This window comes from Limosilactobacillus pontis DSM 8475 (assembly GCF_001435345.1).
Lineage (GTDB): Bacteria > Bacillota > Bacilli > Lactobacillales > Lactobacillaceae > Limosilactobacillus > Limosilactobacillus pontis.
This window is the reverse complement of record NZ_AZGO01000060.1, coordinates 1219-24589: the sequence shown is the minus strand read 5'-3', so window position 1 is coordinate 24589 and position 23371 is coordinate 1219. Positions and strand designations below refer to the sequence as shown.

Annotated in this window: 23 protein-coding genes and 1 pseudogene; 15 read left to right on the top strand and 9 right to left on the bottom strand. The window is 53.3% G+C overall.

Features of this window, described 5'->3' with window-relative positions; all coding sequences use genetic code 11:
* Positions 1-1542 carry a UDP-N-acetylmuramyl-tripeptide synthetase gene (gene murE, locus FD34_RS06070; RefSeq protein ID WP_057807771.1) on the top strand — a complete coding sequence of 514 codons (1542 nt, stop codon included), beginning with the start codon at positions 1-3 and terminating at the stop codon, positions 1540-1542.
* 28 nt (positions 1543-1570) lie between these two features.
* Positions 1571-2176: a signal peptidase I gene (lepB, locus tag FD34_RS06065; protein WP_057807768.1), complete on the top strand. Its 606-nt coding sequence runs from the start codon at positions 1571-1573 to the stop codon at positions 2174-2176.
* A 44-nt stretch (positions 2177-2220) separates the two neighbouring features.
* Here lepB and FD34_RS06060 read toward each other — a convergent pair whose 3' ends face one another.
* From FD34_RS06060 to FD34_RS06050, 3 genes are all read right to left on the bottom strand, one after another.
* Positions 2221-2904, bottom strand: coding sequence for a GntR family transcriptional regulator (locus tag FD34_RS06060; protein ID WP_057807766.1), 684 nt, complete (start codon positions 2902-2904; stop codon positions 2221-2223).
* Positions 2905-3074: 170 nt separating this feature from the next.
* Entirely contained in the window at positions 3075-4472 is a 1398-nt protein-coding gene (locus FD34_RS06055; RefSeq protein WP_057807764.1) for an SLC13 family permease, read from the bottom strand.
* Positions 4473-4477: 5 nt separating this feature from the next.
* Positions 4478-5464: a hydroxyacid dehydrogenase gene (locus FD34_RS06050; RefSeq protein ID WP_057807763.1), complete on the bottom strand. Its 987-nt coding sequence runs from the start codon at positions 5462-5464 to the stop codon at positions 4478-4480.
* A gap of 210 nt (positions 5465-5674) precedes the next feature.
* Between FD34_RS06050 and FD34_RS06045 the strand changes: the two genes are divergently transcribed.
* Entirely contained in the window at positions 5675-6898 is a 1224-nt protein-coding gene (locus tag FD34_RS06045; protein WP_057807761.1) for a mandelate racemase/muconate lactonizing enzyme family protein, read from the top strand.
* Positions 6899-6914: 16 nt separating this feature from the next.
* Positions 6915-8063, top strand: a complete 1149-nt coding sequence (locus tag FD34_RS06040) for a lactonase family protein (RefSeq protein ID WP_057807759.1) — start codon at positions 6915-6917, stop codon at positions 8061-8063.
* Between the two features lie 71 nt (positions 8064-8134).
* Here the strand turns inward: FD34_RS06040 and FD34_RS06035 are convergent, their stop codons facing one another.
* Entirely contained in the window at positions 8135-9040 is a 906-nt protein-coding gene (locus FD34_RS06035; RefSeq protein WP_057807757.1) for a LysR family transcriptional regulator, read from the bottom strand.
* 196 nt (positions 9041-9236) lie between these two features.
* On the opposite strand from FD34_RS06035, the gene FD34_RS06030 reads away from it, so the two are divergent.
* From FD34_RS06030 to FD34_RS06010, 5 genes are all read left to right on the top strand, one after another.
* Positions 9237-10565 (top strand): enolase C-terminal domain-like protein, encoded by a 1329-nt coding sequence (locus FD34_RS06030; protein ID WP_057807755.1) that lies wholly within the window; start codon positions 9237-9239, stop codon positions 10563-10565.
* 104 nt (positions 10566-10669) lie between these two features.
* Entirely contained in the window at positions 10670-10945 is a 276-nt protein-coding gene (locus FD34_RS08930) for an AEC family transporter (RefSeq protein ID WP_057807753.1), read from the top strand.
* Positions 10885-11709 carry an AEC family transporter gene (locus FD34_RS06020; protein ID WP_083479912.1) on the top strand — a complete coding sequence of 275 codons (825 nt, stop codon included), beginning with the start codon at positions 10885-10887 and terminating at the stop codon, positions 11707-11709. Before FD34_RS08930 ends, FD34_RS06020 begins: the two co-directional genes overlap by 61 nt.
* A 190-nt stretch (positions 11710-11899) precedes the next feature.
* Positions 11900-13240 (top strand): gluconate:H+ symporter, encoded by a 1341-nt coding sequence (locus FD34_RS06015; RefSeq protein WP_057807920.1) that lies wholly within the window; start codon positions 11900-11902, stop codon positions 13238-13240.
* A gap of 84 nt (positions 13241-13324) precedes the next feature.
* The gene (locus tag FD34_RS06010) at positions 13325-14329 is read left to right on the top strand and encodes a DUF1002 domain-containing protein (protein WP_057807749.1); all 1005 of its coding nucleotides are present in this window, start codon (positions 13325-13327) and stop codon (positions 14327-14329) included.
* Between the two features lie 62 nt (positions 14330-14391).
* Here FD34_RS06010 and FD34_RS06005 read toward each other — a convergent pair whose 3' ends face one another.
* A complete protein-coding gene (locus tag FD34_RS06005) occupies positions 14392-15489 on the bottom strand; it encodes a P-loop NTPase fold protein (protein WP_057807747.1) in 1098 nt (365 codons plus the stop codon).
* Positions 15490-15625: 136 nt separating this feature from the next.
* Between FD34_RS06005 and FD34_RS06000 the strand changes: the two genes are divergently transcribed.
* On the top strand, positions 15626-16798 hold the full coding sequence (locus FD34_RS06000; RefSeq protein WP_057807745.1) for a diaminopropionate ammonia-lyase: 1173 nt from the start codon (positions 15626-15628) through the stop codon (positions 16796-16798).
* Positions 16799-17058: 260 nt separating this feature from the next.
* Here FD34_RS06000 and FD34_RS05995 read toward each other — a convergent pair whose 3' ends face one another.
* Both FD34_RS05995 and FD34_RS08890 read right to left on the bottom strand, forming a co-directional pair.
* Positions 17059-17769, bottom strand: a complete 711-nt coding sequence (locus FD34_RS05995; RefSeq protein WP_235806005.1) for an LCP family protein — start codon at positions 17767-17769, stop codon at positions 17059-17061.
* 4 nt (positions 17770-17773) lie between these two features.
* Complete coding sequence (locus tag FD34_RS08890; RefSeq protein WP_265890572.1) at positions 17774-17902, bottom strand: hypothetical protein; 129 nt, start codon at positions 17900-17902, stop codon at positions 17774-17776.
* A 101-nt stretch (positions 17903-18003) separates the two neighbouring features.
* Between FD34_RS08890 and FD34_RS05990 the strand changes: the two genes are divergently transcribed.
* Complete coding sequence (locus FD34_RS05990) at positions 18004-18852, top strand: LysR family transcriptional regulator (RefSeq protein ID WP_057807743.1); 849 nt, start codon at positions 18004-18006, stop codon at positions 18850-18852.
* Positions 18853-18950: 98 nt separating this feature from the next.
* On the opposite strand, the pseudogene FD34_RS08475 reads toward FD34_RS05990, so the two are convergent.
* Positions 18951-19811 (bottom strand): annotated as a pseudogene (locus FD34_RS08475) (NAD(P)H-binding protein).
* Between the two features lie 18 nt (positions 19812-19829).
* Positions 19830-20270 (bottom strand): Rrf2 family transcriptional regulator, encoded by a 441-nt coding sequence (locus FD34_RS05980; RefSeq protein WP_057807741.1) that lies wholly within the window; start codon positions 20268-20270, stop codon positions 19830-19832.
* Positions 20271-20404: 134 nt separating this feature from the next.
* Between FD34_RS05980 and FD34_RS05975 the strand changes: the two genes are divergently transcribed.
* The 4 genes from FD34_RS05975 to FD34_RS05960 form a co-directional block, all read left to right on the top strand.
* The gene (locus FD34_RS05975) at positions 20405-21304 is read left to right on the top strand and encodes a glycine betaine ABC transporter substrate-binding protein (protein WP_057807739.1); all 900 of its coding nucleotides are present in this window, start codon (positions 20405-20407) and stop codon (positions 21302-21304) included.
* Between the two features lie 25 nt (positions 21305-21329).
* Positions 21330-22016: an ABC transporter permease gene (locus FD34_RS05970; RefSeq protein WP_083479910.1), complete on the top strand. Its 687-nt coding sequence runs from the start codon at positions 21330-21332 to the stop codon at positions 22014-22016.
* A complete protein-coding gene (locus FD34_RS05965) occupies positions 21991-22761 on the top strand; it encodes an ABC transporter ATP-binding protein (RefSeq protein WP_057807734.1) in 771 nt (256 codons plus the stop codon). Before FD34_RS05970 ends, FD34_RS05965 begins: the two co-directional genes overlap by 26 nt.
* A partial coding sequence (locus FD34_RS05960) for an ABC transporter permease (RefSeq protein ID WP_057807732.1) occupies positions 22754-23371 on the top strand: 618 nt, incomplete at its 3' end. The genes FD34_RS05965 and FD34_RS05960, both read left to right, overlap by 8 nt.

Here is a 23371-nt window from a genome sequence, read left to right as displayed (position 1 = left end):
ATGCTTTCACTAAAGGAAATGACCGACCTCCTGAAGGAAGAGGGTCTGTACAAGGAAACGATTGTCAACGGCCACTGGTCCTACACCCTGCCGGACAGTGCGGCCCGGGTGGAACCACGGTCCTTGGCCTATGACTCCCGAAAGGTTGGGGATGGGACCCTCTTCTTCTGCAAGGGGAACAATTTCAACCCGAAGTACCTGGAGAGTGCCATTGAGGCGGGTGCCAGTGCCTTCATGTCTGAACTAGTCTACCATGATGAGCTCAATACCGCGGCCCAGGCGATTCCCCAGATCATTGTAACCGATATCCAAAAGGCGATGGCCACGGTGGCCCGGCACTTCTACGGCTGCCCTGAACGGGAGCTGCAGCTGGTGGGCTTCACCGGGACGAAGGGGAAGACAACCTCGGTCTACTTCACCCGTCACATCCTGCGCCACGTCTACGGGCCGATCGTTGGCCAGTTCTCCTCGATTGATGAATGTCTCGATGGTGAACACTTCATCGAATCCCACCTGACGACTCCTGAATCATTGGATCTCTTCAAGATGATGCGCGAAGCCGTCGATAACGGGATGAAGTACCTGGTGATGGAGGTCTCCAGCCAGGCCTACAAGAAGTCGCGGGTCTATGGTCTCCACTTCAACATCGGGGTCTTCCTCAACATTTCACCGGACCACATCAGTCCAGTTGAGCACCCGACCTTCGATGATTACCTCTACTGCAAGAGCCAGATTATCGTGAACAGCGATACTGTCATCCTGAACCGGGACATGGATTACTACGACCTCCTTTCCCAGAAGGCCCGCGAGTTGGGTAAGAAGCTGATCACCTTTGGTAGCGACCAGGGTGATGCCGACTACCGCTACCATGGTGGTCAACACGGGCACTTCAGCGTTACCACTCACAATCTGGATCTGCCCCAGGTGGCCGGCGACTTCCGGATCATGATTCCGGGACACTTCAACTACAGTAACGCCCTGGCGGCCATTGCAGTTAGCACCCAGCTGAAGGATGACGTCAGCGACTTTGCGGCTGGCCTGCAGGAGACTAAGGTGCCTGGTCGGATGGAATTTCTGAAGAACAAGCAGGGGCTGGTGGCCTGTGTTGACTACGCCCACAACTACCTGAGTCTTACGGAAAGCTTCAGTTTCATGAAGCACGAGTACCCGAACGGTCGCCTGATCGTGGTAATCGGGGCCGCCGGTGGGAAGGCCGAGTCTCGTCGAAAGGATATCGGTCGGGCCCTCTCCGAATTTGCGGACGTGGCCATTCTGACGAGTGAGGATAACTTCTTTGAGGATCCCCACCATATTGACGAAGCAATCAAGGAGCACATCACCAACCCGAACGTGCAGGTGATCATCAACGTTGACCGGGTGGCGGCGATCAAGGAAGCCTTTGCCATGGCTAAACCGGGCGACGCCATGTTCATGGCCGCTAAGGGACGGGAGCAGTTCATGCATGAGCGTGGCCGCGATATTCCTTACGTTGGTGATTATCAGCTGTCCAAACAACTCATGGAAGAGTATGATAAGAAGTAAATAAGTTTGGTATTGTGAGGCAAAGTTAATGAAAACATTTCGGCAAGTGATGAGCTGGGTGATCCCGATTGTGATCGGGCTGTTGATTGCCCTGCTGATAAAACAGTTTTTGTTCCAGGTTGTCCGGGTCGATGGGCCGTCGATGCAGCCGAACCTGCAGAATAACGAGCGGGTCTTCTGCCTGAAACGGTCCCAGATCCACCACGGGAGCGTCGTGATCTTCGACGCCAATGGGGTTGACCCCCAGGTGGCCGTCAAGACCGACTACGTCAAGCGGGTTATTGGCCTGCCGGGTGATACGGTCCGGTCCAAGGATGGTAACATCTACGTCAATAGCAAGAAGATTAACCAGGACTACATCAGCATGAAGCAGCGGGGTGCCGGGACCGGTAACTGGACTTTGAAGAGCATCTCCGTGCAAAACAGCTGGCTGAAGCACAACGGGGCCACCAAGGTACCGCAGGGCGAATACTTCGTCTTGGGGGATCACCGGAGCGTCTCCAATGATGGTCGCTACTGGGGCTTTGTGCCGAAGGATAAGATTGACGGGGTCGTTAAGGTACCATCATGGGCCGGGACAAAGACTACCCGCCAAAACGTTAATAAGGAGTGGCAACACTTCTATGCTAAGTAAAAGAAAAGATCTGGAAGGATTTGCGTTCTTCCAGATCTTTTTGTTTAGTTAGCATTTTCAAAATAATCGGGAAAGGCCTCGATCAATGGCTTCTCCTCGTCCAACATCCGGTGCATATGGTTGGCCGTCAAGCGGTCGACCTCACTGATGTCACTGTTTAAGACGGCATTAGCGATTCGCTGGTGCTCCTCGATTAGACCCTTCCACGATAGCTTCTGGACCTTGAGGCGGAAAAAACGGAATCGGTTGAACTGAATATTGACCTTACGGAGCCAGTCCCAGACCCGTTCATGTCCGGTGATTCGATAGAAGTACTTGTGAAAGGTGTCGTCAAACCTGAGGAGGGCTGGGAAGTTATCTGTTGCCCGGGCTTGGATCTGTTCCTTGATAATGTCGTTGATAGCCGTCTTTTGTTCGGGGGCAATATTTAACGCGGCTGCCTCGCGCATAATCCGCTGTTCAATACTAGAGCGAATGAAGCGTGCCTCAAAAACGTCTTTGAGGTCGATCTTGGAAATGTAGGTCCCGGACTGGGGGATGACGTTGATTAGCTTTTCCTGACGCAATTGCAGGAGGGCCTCACGAACCGGGGTCCGGCCGATGTTAACGTCTTCTTCGATCTTCTTTTCGGAAATCTTCTGACCGGGTTTGTATTCAGCGCTGATGATCTTCTGGAGGATGACGTCGTAGGCCTTGCTCGTCAGATTATTACGGGAGTAGCTTGTCATTACTCTGCGTCCTTTCCAATGGTTATTAAATGTATTATAGCATTTAGAAAGATAAAGAAGAGGAATACAAAAAGGGTCAGCCGAAAAAAATCGGTTGACCCTTTTGCTAATTATGTTTGATTGCTTGATCTTAAAATAGCGTGGATCTGTGGGAGAGAAACAGCAAGGAGTCAGGCAATCCCCATCAGTTTCCAAACGGGAACACAGAGCAGGAGGCCGATGATGTTAATAATCATATAGCCAAGTGATGATTTAGCTAGTGCGGCCCGCGTTGCCATCTTATCGTTGACGGCAGCCATCCCAGTCAGGAATGGGGCATCCATGTAGGACAGCATCCAGATGTTGACACTCGTCGTAACGATCAGGGCAATGATGGCCGGACTGAAGCTCATCGTGGAGAAGAATGGCAACAGGGCAATAATGATCAGTGTCCCAGTGGAAATCAATGAAACAACGACGAACTTGCACAGGTAAATGATGATTGGCAGTGCAATGACCGTGATGTAAATGTTACCGAGAATTGGGCTGATGACTGGCTTGAGGATGATCCGCAGCCAGGTGGTCAGCTTAACAACCTGCATTACGTTCCCCAGGGCCATGACGGTCCCGATGAAGATGATAGTGTTCCAACTCAGCCGTTTACTGATGTCTTGTGGCGTCAGCACACCGGTGACAACCAGGATACTTACCCCGCACAAGGCGGTAACGGCAGCAGGAATCTTCAGGGTGGTTTCAAGAATCCAGAAGATAATAGCAACCAGGATAACGGCCGCCGTGATCTTTTCGTTGCGCGACATTGGTCCCAGTTTATGTAGCTGTTCAGAAATAAATTCTTTGGAGGCTGGCTTGTCATCTTTCGGTGCGAAGAGGAACTTCAGCAGGAAGAAGCCAAAGACCAGGGTGATTACCGTCCATGGCAGCATCATCAGGAACCAGTTCCCCCAGCTCATCGTTGCCTGAGCCTTTTGGGGAAGCAGCCCCTTGAAGGCGTAGTTTTGGGCGGTGGCACTAAGGAAGCTGGCTTCCATTACCAGAAAGCCCCAGATGGCGGCCAGGAAGATCCCGGAACTTTGCTTTGTCTTGTTCTTGTAACCCAGTGATTCACTGATCCCCAGGGCCAGTGGGGTACTCATCGCCGTCTTCGGGTGGGCACTCGGAATCATTGGCGAAATGATCGTTCCAGCGGTAAACAATGCCAGCGTTTGGCCGCTAAAGTTAGCGGGGAAACGCTTCATGATGTTTAGGGCGATCCGGTTAATCAGGCCGGACTTGGTGGCCGCTGCACCTAAACCCAGGCCACCGATGATGATCCACATGGTGGTTGAGGAGAAAATGTTGAAGGCGGTTGGGAAGTCAACGGCCCGCAGGATGACACATGAGGAGAGCATTAACAGCCCGGTGACGAAACTTGGGATGACGTTGAAGATCCAGAAGAGGTTGGCGGTCACCAGGGAGGCCAGGACAACCATGCCGGCGTGGGAAAGGCCCGCCGGTGCAGGGATGAAGAAGGCGATGATGACCCCGAGGATGATAGCGATGACCCCACTGATTAGTTTAGTGTGTTTCATGATCACTAGTCCTCCTTGGAAATTCCAACTTCAGGATTGACTGGGAATTGAGGCATCTTGCCGTTGGCGTAGTCAATGATGGCTTGGGCAGCCCCCAGGCCAAGGCGCCGGTTGGCTTCCTTGGTGGTCCCCGCAACGTGGCTCGTCACGATCGTGTTCTTGCTGGTAAACAGCGGGTTATTCGGACTTGGTGGTTCGGGATTGAATGAGTCGATGGCCGTACCAGCGATAATGCCATTGTTTAGGGCATCGGCCAGGTCGGCTTCGTTGACAATACCGCCCCGGGCAGAATTAATCAGGAAGGCGGAATTCTTCATCATCTTGAGTTCCTTGGCCGTGATCGTGTCCTTAGTCTCCGGTGTCAACGGCATGTTGATGGAGATGAAGTCGGCAATTGGGTAGATGTCGGTCAGCTTGTCATACAGCTTGATGTCGGCGTTCTTGGCATATGGGTCGTAACCGATGACGTTCATGTCGAAGGCTTGAGCCAACTTGGCCAGCTGTTGGCCGATCTTACCGTAGCCCAGGATGGCCAAGGTCTTACCGGCGAGTTCATTACCGTTTAATTGATACTTGGTAGAGAAGCCAGGTAATGACATGCCGCTTAATTCTTCCTTCTTCTCATGAAGGAGCTGGTCGGTTCGCATCAGCTTGCGGCTGAGCATCAACATCGTCGTGATGACGTATTCGGCAACGGAGAAGGCGTTGGCCCCGTTAACCTTAGCGACCAGGATGTTTTTCTTGGTTGCGGCGTCGACGTCAACGTTATTAATCCCCGTTCCGTTACGTGAAATAATCTTCAATTGTTGACCAGCGTTAATTACCTCGGCAGGCAGCTCGGATGAACGCATGATGACCGCGTAAGCATCCTTGATGCCATCCTTCATTGACGCAACATCAGTACCAGAAGCGATTGAGACGGAAAAACCATTATCCATTAATAACTGAATTCCCGCATCGTCAATTTTTTCACTTAACAATACTTTTTTCATGGATGTATGCCTCCTAAATAAATTAGTATCAAAATGATTGCTATGCTTTTATCGTAGGTTAATTGTGCGCTAGTTCACAGTGACTAGAAGGTATCTCAGGTGAATATTTAGTTCCTATTAATGTGTGAACATAATCACTAAGATAAAGACGTAAAGTCAAGAAAACGTTTTCGACTGTTTAACCATTATGGTAAATTTGGAGGTTAACTTATGAAGATTACTAGTATTGATGTAATGAAGATCCCATCTCCTGACGTCAGCTTCAGTGGGAATGGTGGCGGATCGACTGAAGAATGGTCACCGATTATTGTCCGTATTAATACGGATGAGGGAATCTCTGGTTTTGGTGAAGCTGGCCTGGCCTATGGTAAGGGTTGGCGTGCTGGCTTTGGCATGGTTCAAGATTTTGCCCACACCATTATCGGTGAGGACCCAATGAATATTGAAAAGATCTGGGACAAGCTGCAGCGGACAACCTACTGGGGCATTGCCGGTGGGGTGGTACCAAATGCCGCTATCAGTGCCATTGATATTGCCCTGTGGGATATTAAGGGTAAGTACTACCGGTCACCGGTTTACCAACTGTTGGGTGGTAAAACTAACCAACATCTGCGGGCTTACGCCAGTCAGCTCCAGTACAACTGGGGGACCGCGCCTGACCTGGCCCACCCAAAGCTCTCGACGCCGGCTGAGTATGCCGATGTGGCACGGCGGGTAAAGGAAGCTGGCTTTACCGCGCTGAAGTTTGACCCAATCATGTGGGGTGACGACCCGCAGAAGCCATGGCACACCAAGGGTCCCCTGAATCATCGTGAGATTAAGGTTGCCTACGACCGGGTCAAGGCCATTCGGGACGCCGTTGGTCCGGACTTCGACATTATCATTGATATGCACGCCAACACAGATACCACCGCGGCGATTGAATATGCGCATGCCTTTGCACCGCTGAACATCCTCTACTACGAGGAGCCAGTTGACCCGATGAACCCAGACTTCTACAAGATTGTCCGTGATAAGATGCCGGCCAAGATGGCTATTGCGGGTGGGGAACGAACCTTTACCCGGTGGGGCTTTCGGCAAATGCTGGAGGACCGGTCCATCGACATTGTCCAGCCTGACCTGACCCTGGCCGGGGGGATCACCGAAACGAAGAAGATCTGTGACATGGCCTACACCTACGACATCAACGCCCAGGTGCACGTCTGTGGCTCACCAATTGCCATTGCGGCGGCCCTGCAGGTCGAGGCGGTCATTCCAAACTTCTATATTCATGAGGTTTACCAGCGGGCGATGTACACCAAGGACCGGAATGCGGCCGTTTATGATGACCTGATTCCGCAAAACGGCTACGTTGATGTTCCCGACCGTCCCGGAATTGGCCAGGAGCTGAAGCCGGAGATTATTAAGCAGAGTTTGATTGAAACGATTGAATAGAAAAGAAGGTATCAACATGGAAGATAAGTTTTTGCTTGGTGGCTACACCGCCGATAGTTACACGAATGGTAAACATAACAGCTCTGAAGGAATCTACACGGCGACCCTGGATACGGACAAGGGCGAGGTAACCGCCATCGAACCCGTCGTTAAGCTGGAGAACCCCGCATTCTTTAACTACTCAACCAAGGACCACAAGATCGCCGTGGTCATGACCAAGGATGACAAGACTGGTGGCATCGGCATTGTTGACGTTGACCCGGAGACGGGAAAGGGTAAGCTGATTTCTGAATCAATGCTCGACCAGTCCGTCAAGGGGAGTTACGAGGCATATAACTACTTCGATCACCTCTACTACTGGAATGACCTGAAGTACACCGTTCCGTCTTATGTTTACCTTGATGATAAGCGGAAGATGGTCTTCGCCGCTAACTACAACACCAATGCCATCCACACCTGGAAGCTGGATGACAATTACCAGTTTATCGAATCATACCGTTACCCAATCGAGGGGCGGGGACCAAAGGCAGTTCAGGACGCTGCCCACATCCACTTTACCCGCTTACTGCCGGATGGACGGTTGATCGTCTGTGCCCTGGGAGCCGATCGACTCTTTGTCTACGATGTGAACGATGATGCCAGCCTGACGAAGGTGTTTGAATACGAGGTTGAACCAGGCTTTGGCCCTCGGCAGCTGGCGTTCAATGAGAACACCAACAACTACATCTACGTCTTAAATGAAGTTGGCAGCCGGACCGCCGTTGTTAAGTATGATCCAGCTACTGGCCACCTGAGTCGGATTGCCAGCTACTCCAACATTCCGGAGGGCTATGCTGGACATAACCAGTCAGCTGGGATTCGGGTTTCCGCTGATGGTAAGTTTGTCTACTCATCTAACCGTGGACATAACTCGCTGGCGGTCTACCGGGTAATTGATGGTGGCAAGCACTTGGAGAAGATCCAGACCATCAAGACCAACGGGTTTTCCCCACGTGACTTTGACCTCAGCAAGAACGGTGACTTCCTGCTCTGTGCCAACCAGATGTCACACGAATTGATTCTCTTTAAGCGTGATCCAGAGACCGGTTACCTGTCAGTGGCCCAGGAAGGGATCAAGCACGATGCCTGTGTTCGGGTGCTTGAAGCAACCGACTTCCTGGCATAGTTAACTAAAATAAGGCATAACAAAGTGGCTTTCGATATTCATCAAATGGATACCGAAAGCCACTTTTGTGATTATTGGCGGTTACTAAATTCGTCAACCAACTTTTTTAATACCGGATTGTCGTTTTGCCGGTTATACCAGAAAGCAGATGAATAGAAGTCGTTGCAGTCATCACGGATCGGGAGGAAGTTGATTAATGGGTTTTGGAGCTCTTCCTCATCAACGAGCACGCTTGGAAAGAGGCCAAAGCCCTTGTTGACGGCGACCATCAGATTCCGCTGTTCTAGGGTGGTGATCAACTCGACCTGTTCTTCACGCAGAAGGCCCGCAAACTTCTCCAGAAAGATCTTCTTGAGGTGAATTGAACTAAAGGGTGTGTAGTAGAGCAGCTTGAGGTCCTGCAGTTGGGTAAAGCTGATTGAGTCCTGCTTGCTTAGCGGGTTGAGCTTGCTGATCCCGATGTAGAAGGTACCGGTGTATAGGTCCACGCGTTGGAGATTGGGGAGGATCTTGTCCATCTCATGGGTCCCATAGTAAGGCGAGATGCAGAAATCAAGGGCCATGTTATCGACGAGGGTGAGGAGGCGCCGTCCGGTCTCTTGCTGGATCTCAATGTTGATATCGGGATTTCTACTCAGGAAATCAGTCAACGCGGTCTGCCAAATAGTGGCTTGACTTGGGGATGAAATTCCAGACTTCAGGCGCTTCTCTTGGATTGTGTCCCGGGTCTTGATCTTGGTGACCGCGGTCTTGTATGAGTTGACAATATCTTGGGCCGTGACGATAAAGTCGCTCCCGTAAGAGGTCAACTTGGTGCGGTTCTTTTCCCGTTCGAATAGCTTGACGCCAAGTTCGGCCTCAATCTGGTTCATCTGTTTGGAGACCGCTCGTGGCGACAGGAACTGTTTTTGTGCGGCGGCCCGGAAGCTACCGAATTTAGCAACCATTAGAAATGTTTCTAGCTTATCAATATCCATAGTAACCTCTTATCTAATTCTTCACGAATAATTATCAATATTACTAATTTTAACCGGGTTTGGTCACAAGAACAACTAGTTCGCCTCCTATATCAACAGTACCTGTTCAACACTGAACATTTACATATAATGAGAATTAGAAAGCTTGATAAATTTATCCAAGTTAAAAACATCAATTGCTTAAGGAGATTATAAAATGTCAATTCCAAAGATTGCTAAAATGGAAGTTTACCCGGTTGCCGGTTACGATAGTATGCTGCTCAACCTCAGTGGGGCTCACGGCCCATTCTTTACCCGGAACATCGTTATCTTAACGACGGACGAAGGTCAAGTTGGGATCGGCGAAGTCCCTGGTGGTGAAAAGATCACGGATACACTGGAAAAGTCCAAGGATATCGTGGTTGGCTCATCCATCGGTGAATACAAGGCCGTACTGCAGAAAATTCGCGAGAAGTTTGCCTACTTAGACCAGGGGGGGCGTGGTGAACAAACCTTCGACCTGCGGATTATGGTTCACGCCCTGACCGCAATTGAAACAGCCTTCCTGGATCTCCTGGGGAAGCACCTCCACGTACCAGTTGCTGCCCTCTTGGGTGATGGTCAACAGCGGGAAAAGGTGGGTGTCCTCGGTTATCTCTTCTGGGTTGGGGATGCTTCCAAGACCGACCTGCCATACATTCAAGATGATGACGATTCCAGCGAATGGGGCCGCCTGCGTCGGAAGCCAGCCATGGACGTCGATTCCCTGGTAAAACTTGCTCAAGCTGCTTATGACAAGTACGGTTTCAAGACCTTCAAGCTCAAGGGTGGGGTCTTCGACGGTGAAAAGGAAGTTGCCGCAATGAAGGCACTCCACAAGGCCTTCCCAGATGCCAAGTTGGACCTCGATCCTAACGGTGGCTGGAGCCTTAAGCAGGCCCTTCACTATGCTGATGAACTGAAGGATGTTCTTCACTACATCGAAGATCCAGCTGGTGCCGAGAACGGCTTCTCCGGTCGTGAGATTCTGGCCCGCTTCCAGAAGCTGACCCACATGCCAGTTGCCACTAACATGGTCGACACCGACTGGCGGCAAATGTCTGCTGCTCTGGCCTTAAACGCCATCTCCATTCCACTGGCCGACCCTCACTTCTGGACCATGGAAGGTGCCGTTCGGGTTGCCCAACTCTGCAACGAGTTTGACTTGAACTGGGGTGTGCACTCCAATAACCACTTTGACATTTCCCTGGCGATGGTAGCTAACGCCGCTGCCGCCGCTCCAGGCCGCCTCTACGATGTTGATACTCACTGGATCTGGCAGGATGGTCAGAACCTGACGAAGAACCCGTACAAGATCGAGAATGGGCAGCTGACGGTTCCGCGGACCAACGAAGGTCTGGGTGTTGAGATTGACATGGACGCCATCAAGAAGGCCCACCAACTCTATGTTGATAACCACCTGGGTGCCCGCGATGATGCAGCTGCAATGCAGTACCTGATTCCAGGCTGGAAGTTCGATCCAAAGCGTCCGGCATTGGTACGTTAATTTAGAATAGTAAAATAATCGCCCACTGGTAAACGATACTTGATAGTCGATTGCAACTGTTTGGTATTGTTGTCAGTGGGCTTTTTTTGTAATGGGGGAGCAAAATGGATATTTGGCGTGAATTATTAAGAGTCCTTGCAGACACACGGGTCAGCGGAATAATCGTCTCGGTGGTCCTGATAACTGGGCTTGGCTACGTCTTGACGGCCGGGCGCGTTTTCTCGGATCGCTTTGAAAAGGAGATTTCCCGTTTAGTTTTGGTTGCCGCGGTCCCCGCATTATCATTTAACTCGTTTATGCAGCCACTTGATATTCGGGCATTGCGACAGGGAATGACATTGATCGCCTGGACTTTGTTCTCTATGCGGTTCTGTTGGTGATTAGTCCGCTTGCTTACTGGCGCGTATCGTCAGCCGACCAGCGGCGGATTCTCGGTATTATTACCACCTTTGGCTCGACCACGGTTTTCGGAATTCCAATCGTTGGTGCGGTCTATGGTGCACGTGGGGTCATCTATGCATCCCTGTTTAATATTGCCTACCGGATCCTGCTTTACACCTATGTCTACATCCGGATGTCTAAACAGCAGGTAACACTGCGACAGATGATGAAGATTCTTGTCAACCCGATTGTGGTAGCGACCCTGCTTGGTCTCGGCTGCTGGCTCTTTCAGCCCCTGGCACCACACGTGATTGTGGGTCAGCACCTTGTTGCGTTTTACCGCATTGACCAGACGGCGCCGTGGCTCTACCAACCCCTACAATATCTCGCCAGCCTCGCCGCACCGCTCTCGTGGCTCCTCGTTGGGTGCGCCCTAGGGAGTCGCCTTTCCCCGACAGAGATCCTCACCGACCGTCTAGCCTGGTACTACGGGGCCCTAAAATCCTTCATGGTTCCTGCCGTTTGCTTAGGCAGTGTTGAGGCTTGTCAGCTGGTGGGGATTGGACAGGTCTCACTAACGGGAATAGCAGCCATCGCCCTATTGATGTGTTCACCAACGTCGACCATTCCAGTAGTATACTCGGTGAACTATCACCAGTATCCACTCATGACGGCCAAGTGTTCCATCGTCTCAAATATTACCTCAATCATGGCGTTGCCAGTCTGGTTGGTTGTTTTGAACTTGATTAGGGTCGGCGGGTAAATTGTTATTCAATCTACAAATACTGAATCGGTTGGGGGACCATTTAACAAAGTACCCATGATGGTTATAACAATACTTTTTGGGCGGACAGGCTTAATCTGTTCAGCTCATGAACCTTTCGTGCCTGCGATTTTGCTCAGCTATTCACTATAATTATCATAACGAATACTAGTGAAAGTGGGGAATGAAGATGTCGATTCTGATAATGCTGCTGGGCGTGCTGTTGCTGTTCTTCCTGATTATAAAGTTCAAGCTGAATACATTTGTCTCCCTGCTCCTCGTCTCAATTGTTGTTGGCCTACTCCTGGGGATTCCTTGGACCAAGGTACCAACGGTGGTCGAGCAGGGAATTGGGGACCAGGTTGGCCACCTTGCCATCATCTTTGGCCTGGGAGCGATGCTGGGCCAACTGATTTCAGATTCGGGTGCCGGCTTCCAGATTGCCAACACCTTTACGGCGCGGTTTGGTCGCAAGTATATTGAACTAGCCGTCGTGCTAACCTCGTTTATCATTGGTCTGGCGATGTTCTTTGAGGTGGGGCTGGTTATCCTGCTGCCGATCATCTATGCGATCGCACTTGAACTTGACGTGGCCTTCCTGTACCTGGCGCTGCCGATGGCGGTTGCGCTGAACGTGGCACACGCGTTCCTCCCCCCGCACCCGTCACCGGTAGCCGTGGCGGGAATCTTACATGCACCGTTGGGCCAGGTCCTAATGGTGGGGATCCTTTGTGCCGTTCCGGTTGTCCTGATTGCCGGCCCACTGTACAACCACTTTCTGATGAAGGTTTACCCACGGGTTTATCGTAAGAACGTTCAGAGTGCGGTGCTGGGTGACATTCACCAGCCTCATTCGGATAAGGACCTGCCGGGCTTTGGCATTAGCATCATCACGGCAACGTTACCGTTGGTCCTGATCATCATTGCTACCGTTATCAAGTACCTTTTGCCAGCTCACCAGCTTTTCTCAAGCATTATCCAGTTTATCGGCAACCCTGACCTAGCGATGATCATCTCACTAGTTTTTGCCGTGCTGGTCCTCGGTGTTCATCGGGGAACGGCAATGAAGAAGATTGGTCAGTCGATGGAGAACGCCATCAAGCAGATTGCGATGATGCTACTGATCATTGGCGGCGCTGGGGCCTTCAAGCAGGTGCTGGTCACCGGTGGGGTAGCCGATGATATCTCCGCCTTATTTCTGCACTCGAGCATATCGCCATTGGTAGCGGCATGGCTGATTCCGGCTCTACTGCACTTCTGCCTGGGCTCAACAATGGTCGCCGCACTGACTGGCGCCGGATTGGTAGCCCCACTGGCCGCTGGGACGACCGTTGATCCCGTCCTGATGGTTTTAGCCGTGGGTGCCGGCTCGACATTCGGTGATCATGTTAACGGGGCCGGTTTCTGGATGGTCAAGGAGTACTTTGGCCTGGGCCTTAAGGAAGCCCTGGCGACCTGGTCGGTGCTGACCTGTGTGACCTCCATGATCGGCCTCGGGGTTGTTCTCCTGGCTTCGTTGTTTGTTCACTAAACATTTAAGAATTTGCTAAAAAGCTGGTAATTCGCGGTTAGTTTCCCTATGATGAGTGAGAAACTAAGGAACGGAGAAATGACAATGAAATCAGCAAAATTAGCAAAGACCCTGACGGCCGCGGCCCTAACCTTAACCTTACTGGCGGTGCCGGTCAGCTCTACCGTCGTTCACGCTGCTGACCAGGTCACCAGCAGTTCCACTAGCGCTAACTCGACCAGCCAGACCCATACCCTGAAAAAGTCCTACGTGGTCTACGGGGCCGGGGCAGCGGATAAGGGTAAATTGAGTCAGGTCCTAGCCGTGGGGGACGACTTCACGACCCTGACGGCCACCGCTGATGACTACCAGAAGTACATCAACCCGAACGATTCGACCACCAACGCGGCGATGGTCAGCTCGGTCTCCATTGTGCCGACCGACCCAGGCTCCGGGGTCCAGGTCAACGTCAAGAAGTTTAACGGGGACAACAACATCACCAAGGTCACCGCGCAGCAGTATGCGATGGTCGCCCAGATGGCGGGAGTGACTGACGTGACGATCACCGTCAGCGCCAACCGACCCGTCTCTGGGGAATCGGCCCTGACCGGGGTCTATAAGGCCATCGCGACCGATGGGGTGGACCTCAATAGCCAGAACACCCAGTCCGCCAACCAGATGCTCGGGGCCACCAACGGGGCAATTGCGGCCAACAAGGACGATGGTTCTTACCCTGGTAAGCTGATGGCAGCGGTTGGTGACACCACCAAGTCGATCAACCAGCAGAAGAAGCAGGGTGAGACACCGACCAAGACAACGATCCAGACAACCCTGAACCAGAACCTGCAGGAGCGTAACATCTACAATCAGACCAAGAACTACACCGGGCCGATTATCAACGCCCTGGTCCAGTTTAATAACTCACCGATCAGCTCCAGCAAGGACTACAGTTCCCACGTCAACGATACGATCAAGAACGTCAAGAATTCTTCCGGTGACATCATGAACAAGGCCAAGAAGTTCCTCAACTCTGCTGACGGTCAGGCCGCCCAGCAGAAGGCCCTGTCTTGGTGGGATAAGTTCATTAACTGGCTGCGCAACTGGTTCTAAAATGGTGAATAAAGTAGGAAAAGTGGCTGGTGAGAAAACAAAGCTTTCTCCCAGCCACTTTCCTAATAGAGGTCATGATATTCCTGGACGAATTCAGCGAAGAAAGGGAGGGTGAAGGAAAGCTCCCCGCGGGCGGGTGCCTTGATCAGCTGGTCATCGATCAAGCGCCGCCGGTAGGTTGAAATATAGTTCTTGGGCTTACCCATCTTGGCACCGATCGCTGCTGTCTTCACGGTATTACCGCCAAGTTCGGCCATCGCCCAAACAAACTCCTGGTCGACCCGGGAGAGTTCCTGATGCATCTTGAGGTAAACGTTCCTAAAAAGCGCGGCCTTGTAGTCGGGCAATACCTGGTTAACCGTCGTTTGGTTGATCACCTGTGACCTTGTTCGCCACAGGAGGAAGCCAAGTAATTGAAATGCGTAGGCGTAGCCGCTGGTGATCCTGGTGATGAGGTTCAGCGTGTTCTCATCGATAGTTCGTTTCCCGTGGGTGAAGGCCTGACGGTAACTATTCTTAATTGTCAGGAGACTCAGCGGTTCTAGGTAGATGCGCTGGCTTCGCAACAGGAAGGTGAGAACATCATCGTTTTGTAACTCCGATACCTTGCTTGGTAACCCAGCCATTAACAGGGCGATGTGGTATTCATTGCGTAACAGAATTTGGTAGATGGCCGCAAACTCACGTAATGCCGGGGTTGAACTGATCTCGTCGATGGTGATCAGCAGCTTTAGTTTCCGCTGTTGTAGCGTTTCGGCCAATGACTCCAGAAGAGGCTGATGTGGTGAGTTGGTTACGCTGGCCTGCTCGTGGTGGTAGTCGATCTTGATCCCGGCCGCGCTGACGCTAATACCATAGACCTTCTTCAACATACTCTTCAGACCGCTATCTGCCTGCTTGTAGACCAGCTCAATCAACGTGGGAATCAGGGCGTCTCCCATGGTAAGGTCGACGACGATCCAGTCAGGTTGCTTCTTAATATCAGGGCTGACGTCCGTCAGTAGGGTGGTCTTCCCGGAGCCCCGCATTCCATAGATAAGGGTTGTCAGGTAGGGGCTATCCACGTCTTGGATGTCTTCCTCCAACTGATGAACGATCTGTTCCCGATCTAGGTAGATCTTTGGGACCCGGCCAAAGCTAGGGTTAAACGGGTTTTTCATGATGGTCCTCCTTCTAAGTTATCGTTTTATACTTTTTGTTTTCTTTTATACTGCTTTATACTTTATCTTTTATTTTATACTGCTTTATACTTTTTGAAAAGGCGGGGATGCTATAATTAGACTAGGAGGAGATATCATGACCTTACAAATGCAGAAGTCGCCGTTTACGTACCGGGTCCGCGGCGGCCAGGTGATCAACACGGATGTCATTAGATTCTACCGGTCAGTTCCAAGCTACCAGGTGACGCCGCTTTACCGTCTAACCAACCTGGCGCACCAGTACGGGGTTGGTGAGATCAGTGTGAAGGATGAGGGCCAACGGTTCGGGCTGGAGGCCTTCAAGGGTACCGGGGGCCTGTATGCGATGGCCCAGTACATCGCCAGTAAGGCCGGGCTCGACCCGCAGAACCTGACCTACGACCAGCTTCAGACGCCGGCGGTCCGGAAACTGGCCGATCAGATCACCTTCTACACCGTCACGGATGGTAATCATGGCCGGGGGATCGCCTGGGCCGCTAAGCAGCTGGGTACCCACGCAGTTGTTAACATGCCTAGGGGCTCCCAGCAGGTGCGCGCCCAGCATATCCGTGACCTGGGGGCGCCGTGTCAGATCACCGACCTCAACTACGACCAGGTGGTCAAGTTTACCAGTGACCAGGCGGACCGGGACCCGCACGGCATTCTAATCCAGGACATGGCCTGGGACGACTACCGGACCATCCCGACGGACATTGCCGATGGCTACTCGATTATGGCTGATGAGTTTCTTCACCAGCTTGACCAGGTCCCGACACACATCTTTCTGCAGGCCGGGGTAGGGCAGTTCTCCGCGGGGATGATCAACGCTCTGATCGACGCCCTCCCACAGGACCAGCTGCCAACCATCACGATTGTTGAGCCGGCCGCCGTAGCCTGCTACTACCTGTCGGCCGAGCAGGCGGATGGCCGGCCCCACACGGTTCCCGGGTCACCCCAAACGATCATGGCCGGGCTCAACTGCCAGACACCGAGTGCCATCTCCTGGCCAGTCATCCGCGACACCGCCAGATTCTACGGCACCCTGACCGATGACGTGTCCGCCAAGGGGATGCGCCAGCTGGCCAACCCAGCCGGTAATGATCACGCGATCGTGGCCGGGGAGTCCGGAGCCGCGGCCTTTGCCTTTGTCAACGAGGTGCTGAGCAACCCTGATTATCGTGATTTACGGAATACCTTAGGACTAGATGAGGACTCCCAGATTATCGTGATCAATACGGAGGGGGCCACCGACCCAGTCAACTACCAACGAATTATCAACGCAAATAAATAGTATGAAAAAAGAGCTGGTTCTCCGTGATGGGAGAGCGAGCTCTTTATTTTAGTAACCGTTGCCGGGAACGTTGTACTGCGCGCCGTGGGGGAGGGTGAAGGCGAGGTGATTGTAGCCGTTCCAACTGGTCTGGTTATGGTATAGGGCGGTCTCGTGATTGTGGATCGGTCCCGTCGTCGGCCGACCCAGGGTAGTGTTGATGCGGTTAGATACCCGGTTGATCTCCGCCGGGGTGGCGATCTGGAAGTCGGTGCCGTCGATTACGGCGTCCTACCCTGCAGGTGATCCTTGGCGACGTGCGTCATGGCGGTATGGTAGTTCAGGTAGAGGGTGACGACGTTATTGATGGGGAGGTTGGTCCGCACCCCGTCGGCCGTGGCCACCATCAGCTGGTTGGCATCGCTGAGCGACCCCTGCTTGCGGAAGGTGGTGATCGCCGATTCGATCACCTGCTGTCCACGGCGCTGGCGGCCGTAGTCGTTGTTAGGGTCGTCGTAGCGCATCCGGGAGTACTTCAGGGCCTCGTCACCATTGAGGTGTTGGATCCCCTTCTTGAAGTGATGTCCCTCGTAGGTGAAGGCAAAGGGGTTGTCAACGGTGACCCCGCCCACGGCATCGACGACCTTCTTCAAAGTACCCATGTTGAGCAGGGCGTAGTAGTCGACCGGGACGCCGAGGAGCTCATGGACCTGGTGCTCGACCTGTTTAGCGCCGCCGATTGCGTAGGCGGCGTTGATCTTGACGTAATCGGGGCCGCGTTTGGTGTCGACTTCAACCAGGGTGTCACGGGGAATCGCGGTCATGGTGATCGCCCGTTGCTGGGGGTTGACAGTCACCAGTTCCATCGTGTCGGTGTTGCCGGCGTAACTTGTTCCCCGGCCCAGGGCACCGACGTCGGTTCCCATGACCAGGACGGAGAACGGTCGCCGATCCTTCAACTGGGTGGGCAGCTTCTTGTTGCCGACGACCACCTTATTAGCTGCCCGTTGCCAGTTGATATTCGTAACCGGCTACGGCAACCAGCCCAAACGCGATCAGGCCCAGTACCCAGAGCCAGTGGCGCCAAAAGTGAGCGCCAGGCTGTTTTTCTGTCTGAATCTTCACAACTCCCTTGCTAAATTCTACTGATTAGTCTAGCCGGAATCTGATATAAAATACGGTTTTATAATAATAGATATTGAGAATTTATATATCAGGAGGGAAGTATGAACATCAAACAGTTACAGGCGTTCCTGGTTGTTGCCAGGGAACACCAGATTACGGCCGCGGCCAAACGACTCTACACAACGCAACCGCCGCTGTCCTACCAGATGAAGCAGCTGGAGAAGGAACTGGGGGTCAGGCTCTTCGTCCGCAACGCCCACGGGATCCGGCTGACGGCGGCGGGGCAGACCTTCCAACGTTACGCCCAGCGGATTGTCAACCTCGAACGCCAGGCCCACGACGAGCTCCATCAGGAGGAAAATGGTGAGATCGGGCAGATTAACCTGGGCCTGATCTCATCAGCTGGGGAGTTGATCCCCAATACCGCCATGCAAACCCTAACGAGGAACTACCCCCGACTTACCTTCAACATCACTGAAGGTAATACCTTTGACCTGGTGGACCGCCTCAACAGTGGTCTGCTCGACCTGGCCGTCGTGCGGACCCCGCTGAATATGCGGGGGCTGGCGAAGAAGGTCCTCAACACGGACCGGATGGTAGCAGTTGGTGACCCGGCCATCACGCACCTACCGAGCCCGCTACGGTTGACCGACCTGGCTGGGGTGCCATTGATCCTCTACCGGCGCTTCGAGGCGATCTTCAACCGTGACTTTGCTCAGGCGGGAGTGACCCCGTTCTACGTGGTTAAGTGTGACGACGCCCGGACCGCTATCCGCTGGGCTGACCGCGGGATGGGTGTGGCCCTGGTTCCGGAATCAATTGCCCGTTGCACTACCCAGCAGACGTTTACCCCGGTGGACTATCCGGCCTGGGACACCCACGTTCAGTTGGTTTGGAAGAAGGAGCAGATGCTGCGACCAGTGATCAGACACCTGCTTGACCTGCTTTAGGCTTAAAATTAAGCGCCGCATGATCGAAGCTTGGCGATCGTGCGGCGCTATTTTTGGCCTAGTACTTGACTGTGACGTTAGTGAACAGTCTATTGTAATCATTGTTGATAATTTTCCTTGAGGAAGGTTCCCATATCCTGCGGGGCGTGGCCGGTGATGTGCCGGAAGTCGTTGGTGACCCCGTCCATCAGGCCCATGGCGGCGGCGTGGTACATCGAGGCCAGCTCGTCGCCGTCACCCTCGGCCCGGTAGATATCGGCGAACTCTTGGAGCGAAACCGGGGCGTAGCTAATCTGCTGGCCAGTGGCGGCGGTCATCAAATGAGCCAGCTCAACCATGTTATAGTTCTGGGTCATGGTCAGCAGGTAGTTCTGTCCGCGGTCACGCAGGTATGGCTTGAGGGCGACGTTGGCAATTGCTTCGGCGCTATCCTTCCGGCTGATGAAACTCATCGCCTGGTCACCGACCGGTTAGATCACGTTTTGCCGCTCGATCAGCTCGGTTAGGTAGGGGATCAGTGGGTCGGCGTAGAGGGCGTTCTTTAAGACCGCATACCGGAGCTTGGACGAGGCCAGTCGAGCAGGCAGGTAGGCGTAGTAGCCGGCCATCTGGAAGGGATTGTTGAACTGGTCGGCGATGAAGCTGACGTCCACCAGATCAGTGACGCCGGCCCGGTTCATGGCAGTCAGGGAGTTTTCGAACTCGTTGATCCGCCCTTGAACGTCGTAGGTCAGACTGGGAATATAGATAAGGACGTTGACCCCCGTAAAGGCGGCGGTCATCTGGTCGACATTGTGGTAGTCAATTGCTGCAATCTCGTAACCGTCGTCCTTGAGATGGGCAGCCTTGGCCGGGGTATGAACCCCGAGTCGAATGCTCTGCTTGGTAGTTAGTTTACTGAGTTGGGCGACCACCTGCTGGCCGAGGTGACCGGTGGCGCCGGTAATCATGTACTTTATGTGTTATCCTTCCCTTCTTTACCGGGCGTTCTTTTTTGCCTGCTTAACTTGGATACTGTCGATAATGTCCTGGAGGCTGGTCCGTGACAGTCTGGCCTCCGCGGCGACCTCCGCTTCGTGGTAAACCTCACCCAGGGTTTCCTGGATGTTGCCACCGACAATGCACTGCGGGTTCGTCTTACGGTCGATCGTGAAGAGGGGAGCACCGTCCTCGGCAGCGAGGTAGACGTCGTATAGCGAGATGTCGGCTGGCTTCTTGGCAAGTGTTGGTTCGGCGGCCCCGTGGACAGTGTTGAGTAATCCGGCCTTGCGCAGCTGACTCATTAGCCGCCGCACCATTACCGGTGAGGTTCCGATGCTGGCGGCAATGTTATTACTGGTCAGGGGGAGGTTCCCCTGGTAGATGTTGATGAAAGCGAGAATATGGATGCTGTCGCTGAAACGCGTCGAGGCTTTCATGCTAATCACTCCTTCTGCCTTTATTGTAATTTATTAAGTTACAAATAACAAGGGCCAAGTTTGTTGACAAACAGGAACCAGGAAATTATCATTGGTGTAAATGAAACTTAACAAGTTACAAAAGGAGAAGGAAAATGAGATTCAAAAAGTTAATAGCAGCGGTCCTATTTGCTACCGTAACTCTGCTGGTCGGGACAATAGTACCGGCAACGGTAAGTGCCGCCAGCAGCAAGCCGATCATCGTTGGTTCCAAGAGTGTCCCGGAGAGTAAGACGGTCAGTGAGATTTACGCCATTGCTCTTGAACATGCTGGCTATAAGGTGACTCGCAAGCAGAACATCTCTAACTCGGTTGTCTATAAGGCCGTCAAGACCGGGCAGGTGGACGTCTACCCAGAATATACCGGGACGATCGTGACCGCCTACCTGAAGAAAAACGGCCAGGGTAAGTCCGCGGCTCAAATGGCTAGTATTGCCCAAAGGGGGGGTGCCAAGGACGGCCTGACCACATTTAAGTACGCGCCCGATGATAACCGGCAGGGGGTCGGCATCCGGACCAGCGTGGCCAAGAAGTACAATATCAAGAACCTGAGTGATCTCCAGAAGAAGGCCGACAAGATCCGCTTTGCCTCCCAGGGTGAGTTTGAGAAGCGTCCCGACGCCTTACCACTGATGGACAAGGCCTATGGCAAGTTCCGCTTCAAGTCGATCAAGGACTACGACGCCAACCTCCTCTACAAGATCATGGAGCAGGGGAAGGCTGACGCGGCGCCGGTCTCCACGACGGATGGTCAGCTGGCCACCAGCAAGTTCCAGCTGGTCAAGGACAACAAGAACATCTGGCCGCCATATAACCTGGTTCCGCTGGCCAACAAACAAGCCGTCAAGCGCTACCCAAAGATGGAGAAGACCCTGAACAAGGTCGACGCTAAGCTGACGACCAAGGCGGTGACCCAGCTGAACAAGCAGGTTGGGGTTGATGGTCAGAATTACCGGACCGTTGCTCAGAACTGGTATAATAAGAACATGAAGTAAATCGTTAGCAAGCTGTGACAAGAAAATGATCACGGCTTTCTTTATATCAGGAGGGATACTCTTGTTAGCGCAGATAATTCATTACTTTCAGACCGACAGCGGCCAGTACTGGCAGTATGTCGGCCAACACATCCTACTGAGCGCCAGCACCCTGGTGATTGCGATGGTAATCGCCCTGCCGCTAGGCTACCTCGGCTCCCGGGTCAAGCCGGTGGCCAGCTTCTGTACTGCCTTTGCTCAGGTACTGCGGATCATTCCCAGCCTGGCCCTGCTCTTCCTGTTGATCCCATTCATCGGGACCGGCGTAGTACCGGCGCTGATTGCCCTAGTGGTCTTGGCCCTACCACCGTTGATGATCAATACCATCCTTGGTTTCAACGAGGTCAGTCCCACCTACAAGGAAGTCGGCCTGGCACTCGGCATGGACCGGCGCCAGCTGCGGCGGCAGATCGAGATTCCTCTAGCGATGCCCTACATTCTGAACGGGATTAAGCTGGCCCTGGTCGAAATCATCGCCAGTGCAACTCTGGCCACTTACATCGGTGCCGGGGGGTTAGGAACGCTGATTTTCACCGGCCTAGGCTTGTATGATATGTCCTATGTCGTAATCGGTGGGGTCAGCGTGGCCCTGCTCTCGCTGCTGGCGATGCTCGGTTTTGATTTTCTGATTAGGAGGGTCCAACGAAATGACCAAGACAAGTATTCAATTTAAGCACGTCCAGAAGAGCTTCGGCGGCAACCTGGTCATCCCGGACCTCTCCTTTACCGTCGGGGCGGGGGAGTTTGTCACCATCCTTGGTTCTTCGGGGAGTGGCAAGACGACCGTCCTCAAGATGATCAACGGCCTGCTTGAGCCCAGTGCCGGTGAGATCCTGATCGGTGAAAAACCACTGGCCGACCAAGACCTGGTGAACCTGCGGCGCCACATCGGCTACGTGGTTCAGCAGATCGGCCTTTTTCCCCACATGACGATCGCTGAGAACATCGGGGTAGTCCCCAAGATGCTCAACTGGACTCCGGAGAGGATTGTTTCACGTGTAACGGAGCTGCTCAAGCTGGTCCAGCTCAACCCGACCAGCTTTGCGGACCGTTACCCCAGTCAGCTATCGGGTGGTCAGCAGCAGCGGGTCAGTGTGGCCCGGGCCCTGGCAACCAACCCGCCATACGTCCTGTTTGACGAACCGTTCGGCGCCCTAGATGCCCTGACCCGGTTGGAACTCCAGCGCGAGGTCAAGCGAATCCACGACAGCCTGGGGGACAAGACCTTCCTCTTCGTGACCCATGATATTAACGAGGCCCTCTTCCTTGGCCAACGGGTGATGGTGATGCATGCGGGACGGATTGAACAGTTTGCTACCCCGCAGGAGATCGTGGCCCATCCGGCGACGACCTTCGTCAAGGAACTACTGGGGACCGTTTGGCAGAACCAGGAGCTATGGGGGCGGGACCATGATTGAGTATTGGCAGATGAACTCCAGTGAGATACTTCAGGAGGTGGCCCAACACGCCCAGATGGTACTGACCTCTCTAGTGATTGCCCTGCTGGTGGCGATGGTGATTGTGCTCGTCTTCTTGCGCCGCCAGAACTGGCTGAACGGCCTGGTTTACTTCTTTTCCCTCCTGTATTCGATTCCCAGCTTCGCCTTCTTTTCCCTCCTCCTGCCGGTCTCGGGGCTGGGTATGAAAACGGCAGTGATCGTCCTAACGGTCTACTGTGAGTACATCCTGTTGCAGTCTTTTATCACTGGGATCCGCGGTGTTGACCCTAGCCTGGTTGAGGTTGCTCACGGGATGGGCATGACTCGGTGGCAGACCTTCACCAAGGTCCAACTGCCCCTAGCCCTGCCGGCGATCTTCAGCGGAATTCAGGTGGCCCTAGCCTCGACGATGGCGATGACGACGATTGCCGCAACGATCAACGCTGGCGGGCTCGGTCAGCTCCTCTTCGACGGCTTACAGAACCAGCAGGTTGTTCCAATCCTCTGGGGAACCCTACTGACGATGGCGCTGACCCTGGTTTGCGCCGGGCTGATCTGGCTGCTTCAGTGGGCGCTGACCCACCATTGG

Coding starts and splice junctions, on each gene's coding strand:
- murE (WP_057807771.1), top strand. CDS start 1: ATGCTTTCACTAAAGGAAATGACCGACCTCCTGAAGGAAGAGGGTCTG.
- lepB (WP_057807768.1), top strand. CDS start 1,571: ATGAAAACATTTCGGCAAGTGATGAGCTGGGTGATCCCGATTGTGATC.
- FD34_RS06060 (WP_057807766.1), bottom strand. CDS start 2,904: ATGACAAGCTACTCCCGTAATAATCTGACGAGCAAGGCCTACGACGTC.
- FD34_RS06055 (WP_057807764.1), bottom strand. CDS start 4,472: ATGAAACACACTAAACTAATCAGTGGGGTCATCGCTATCATCCTCGGG.
- FD34_RS06050 (WP_057807763.1), bottom strand. CDS start 5,464: ATGAAAAAAGTATTGTTAAGTGAAAAAATTGACGATGCGGGAATTCAG.
- FD34_RS06045 (WP_057807761.1), top strand. CDS start 5,675: ATGAAGATTACTAGTATTGATGTAATGAAGATCCCATCTCCTGACGTC.
- FD34_RS06040 (WP_057807759.1), top strand. CDS start 6,915: ATGGAAGATAAGTTTTTGCTTGGTGGCTACACCGCCGATAGTTACACG.
- FD34_RS06035 (WP_057807757.1), bottom strand. CDS start 9,040: ATGGATATTGATAAGCTAGAAACATTTCTAATGGTTGCTAAATTCGGT.
- FD34_RS06030 (WP_057807755.1), top strand. CDS start 9,237: ATGTCAATTCCAAAGATTGCTAAAATGGAAGTTTACCCGGTTGCCGGT.
- FD34_RS08930 (WP_057807753.1), top strand. CDS start 10,670: ATGGATATTTGGCGTGAATTATTAAGAGTCCTTGCAGACACACGGGTC.
- FD34_RS06015 (WP_057807920.1), top strand. CDS start 11,900: ATGTCGATTCTGATAATGCTGCTGGGCGTGCTGTTGCTGTTCTTCCTG.
- FD34_RS06010 (WP_057807749.1), top strand. CDS start 13,325: ATGAAATCAGCAAAATTAGCAAAGACCCTGACGGCCGCGGCCCTAACC.
- FD34_RS06005 (WP_057807747.1), bottom strand. CDS start 15,489: ATGAAAAACCCGTTTAACCCTAGCTTTGGCCGGGTCCCAAAGATCTAC.
- FD34_RS06000 (WP_057807745.1), top strand. CDS start 15,626: ATGACCTTACAAATGCAGAAGTCGCCGTTTACGTACCGGGTCCGCGGC.
- FD34_RS05990 (WP_057807743.1), top strand. CDS start 18,004: ATGAACATCAAACAGTTACAGGCGTTCCTGGTTGTTGCCAGGGAACAC.
- FD34_RS05980 (WP_057807741.1), bottom strand. CDS start 20,270: ATGAAAGCCTCGACGCGTTTCAGCGACAGCATCCATATTCTCGCTTTC.
- FD34_RS05975 (WP_057807739.1), top strand. CDS start 20,405: ATGAGATTCAAAAAGTTAATAGCAGCGGTCCTATTTGCTACCGTAACT.
- FD34_RS05970 (WP_083479910.1), top strand. CDS start 21,330: ATGATCACGGCTTTCTTTATATCAGGAGGGATACTCTTGTTAGCGCAG.
- FD34_RS05965 (WP_057807734.1), top strand. CDS start 21,991: ATGACCAAGACAAGTATTCAATTTAAGCACGTCCAGAAGAGCTTCGGC.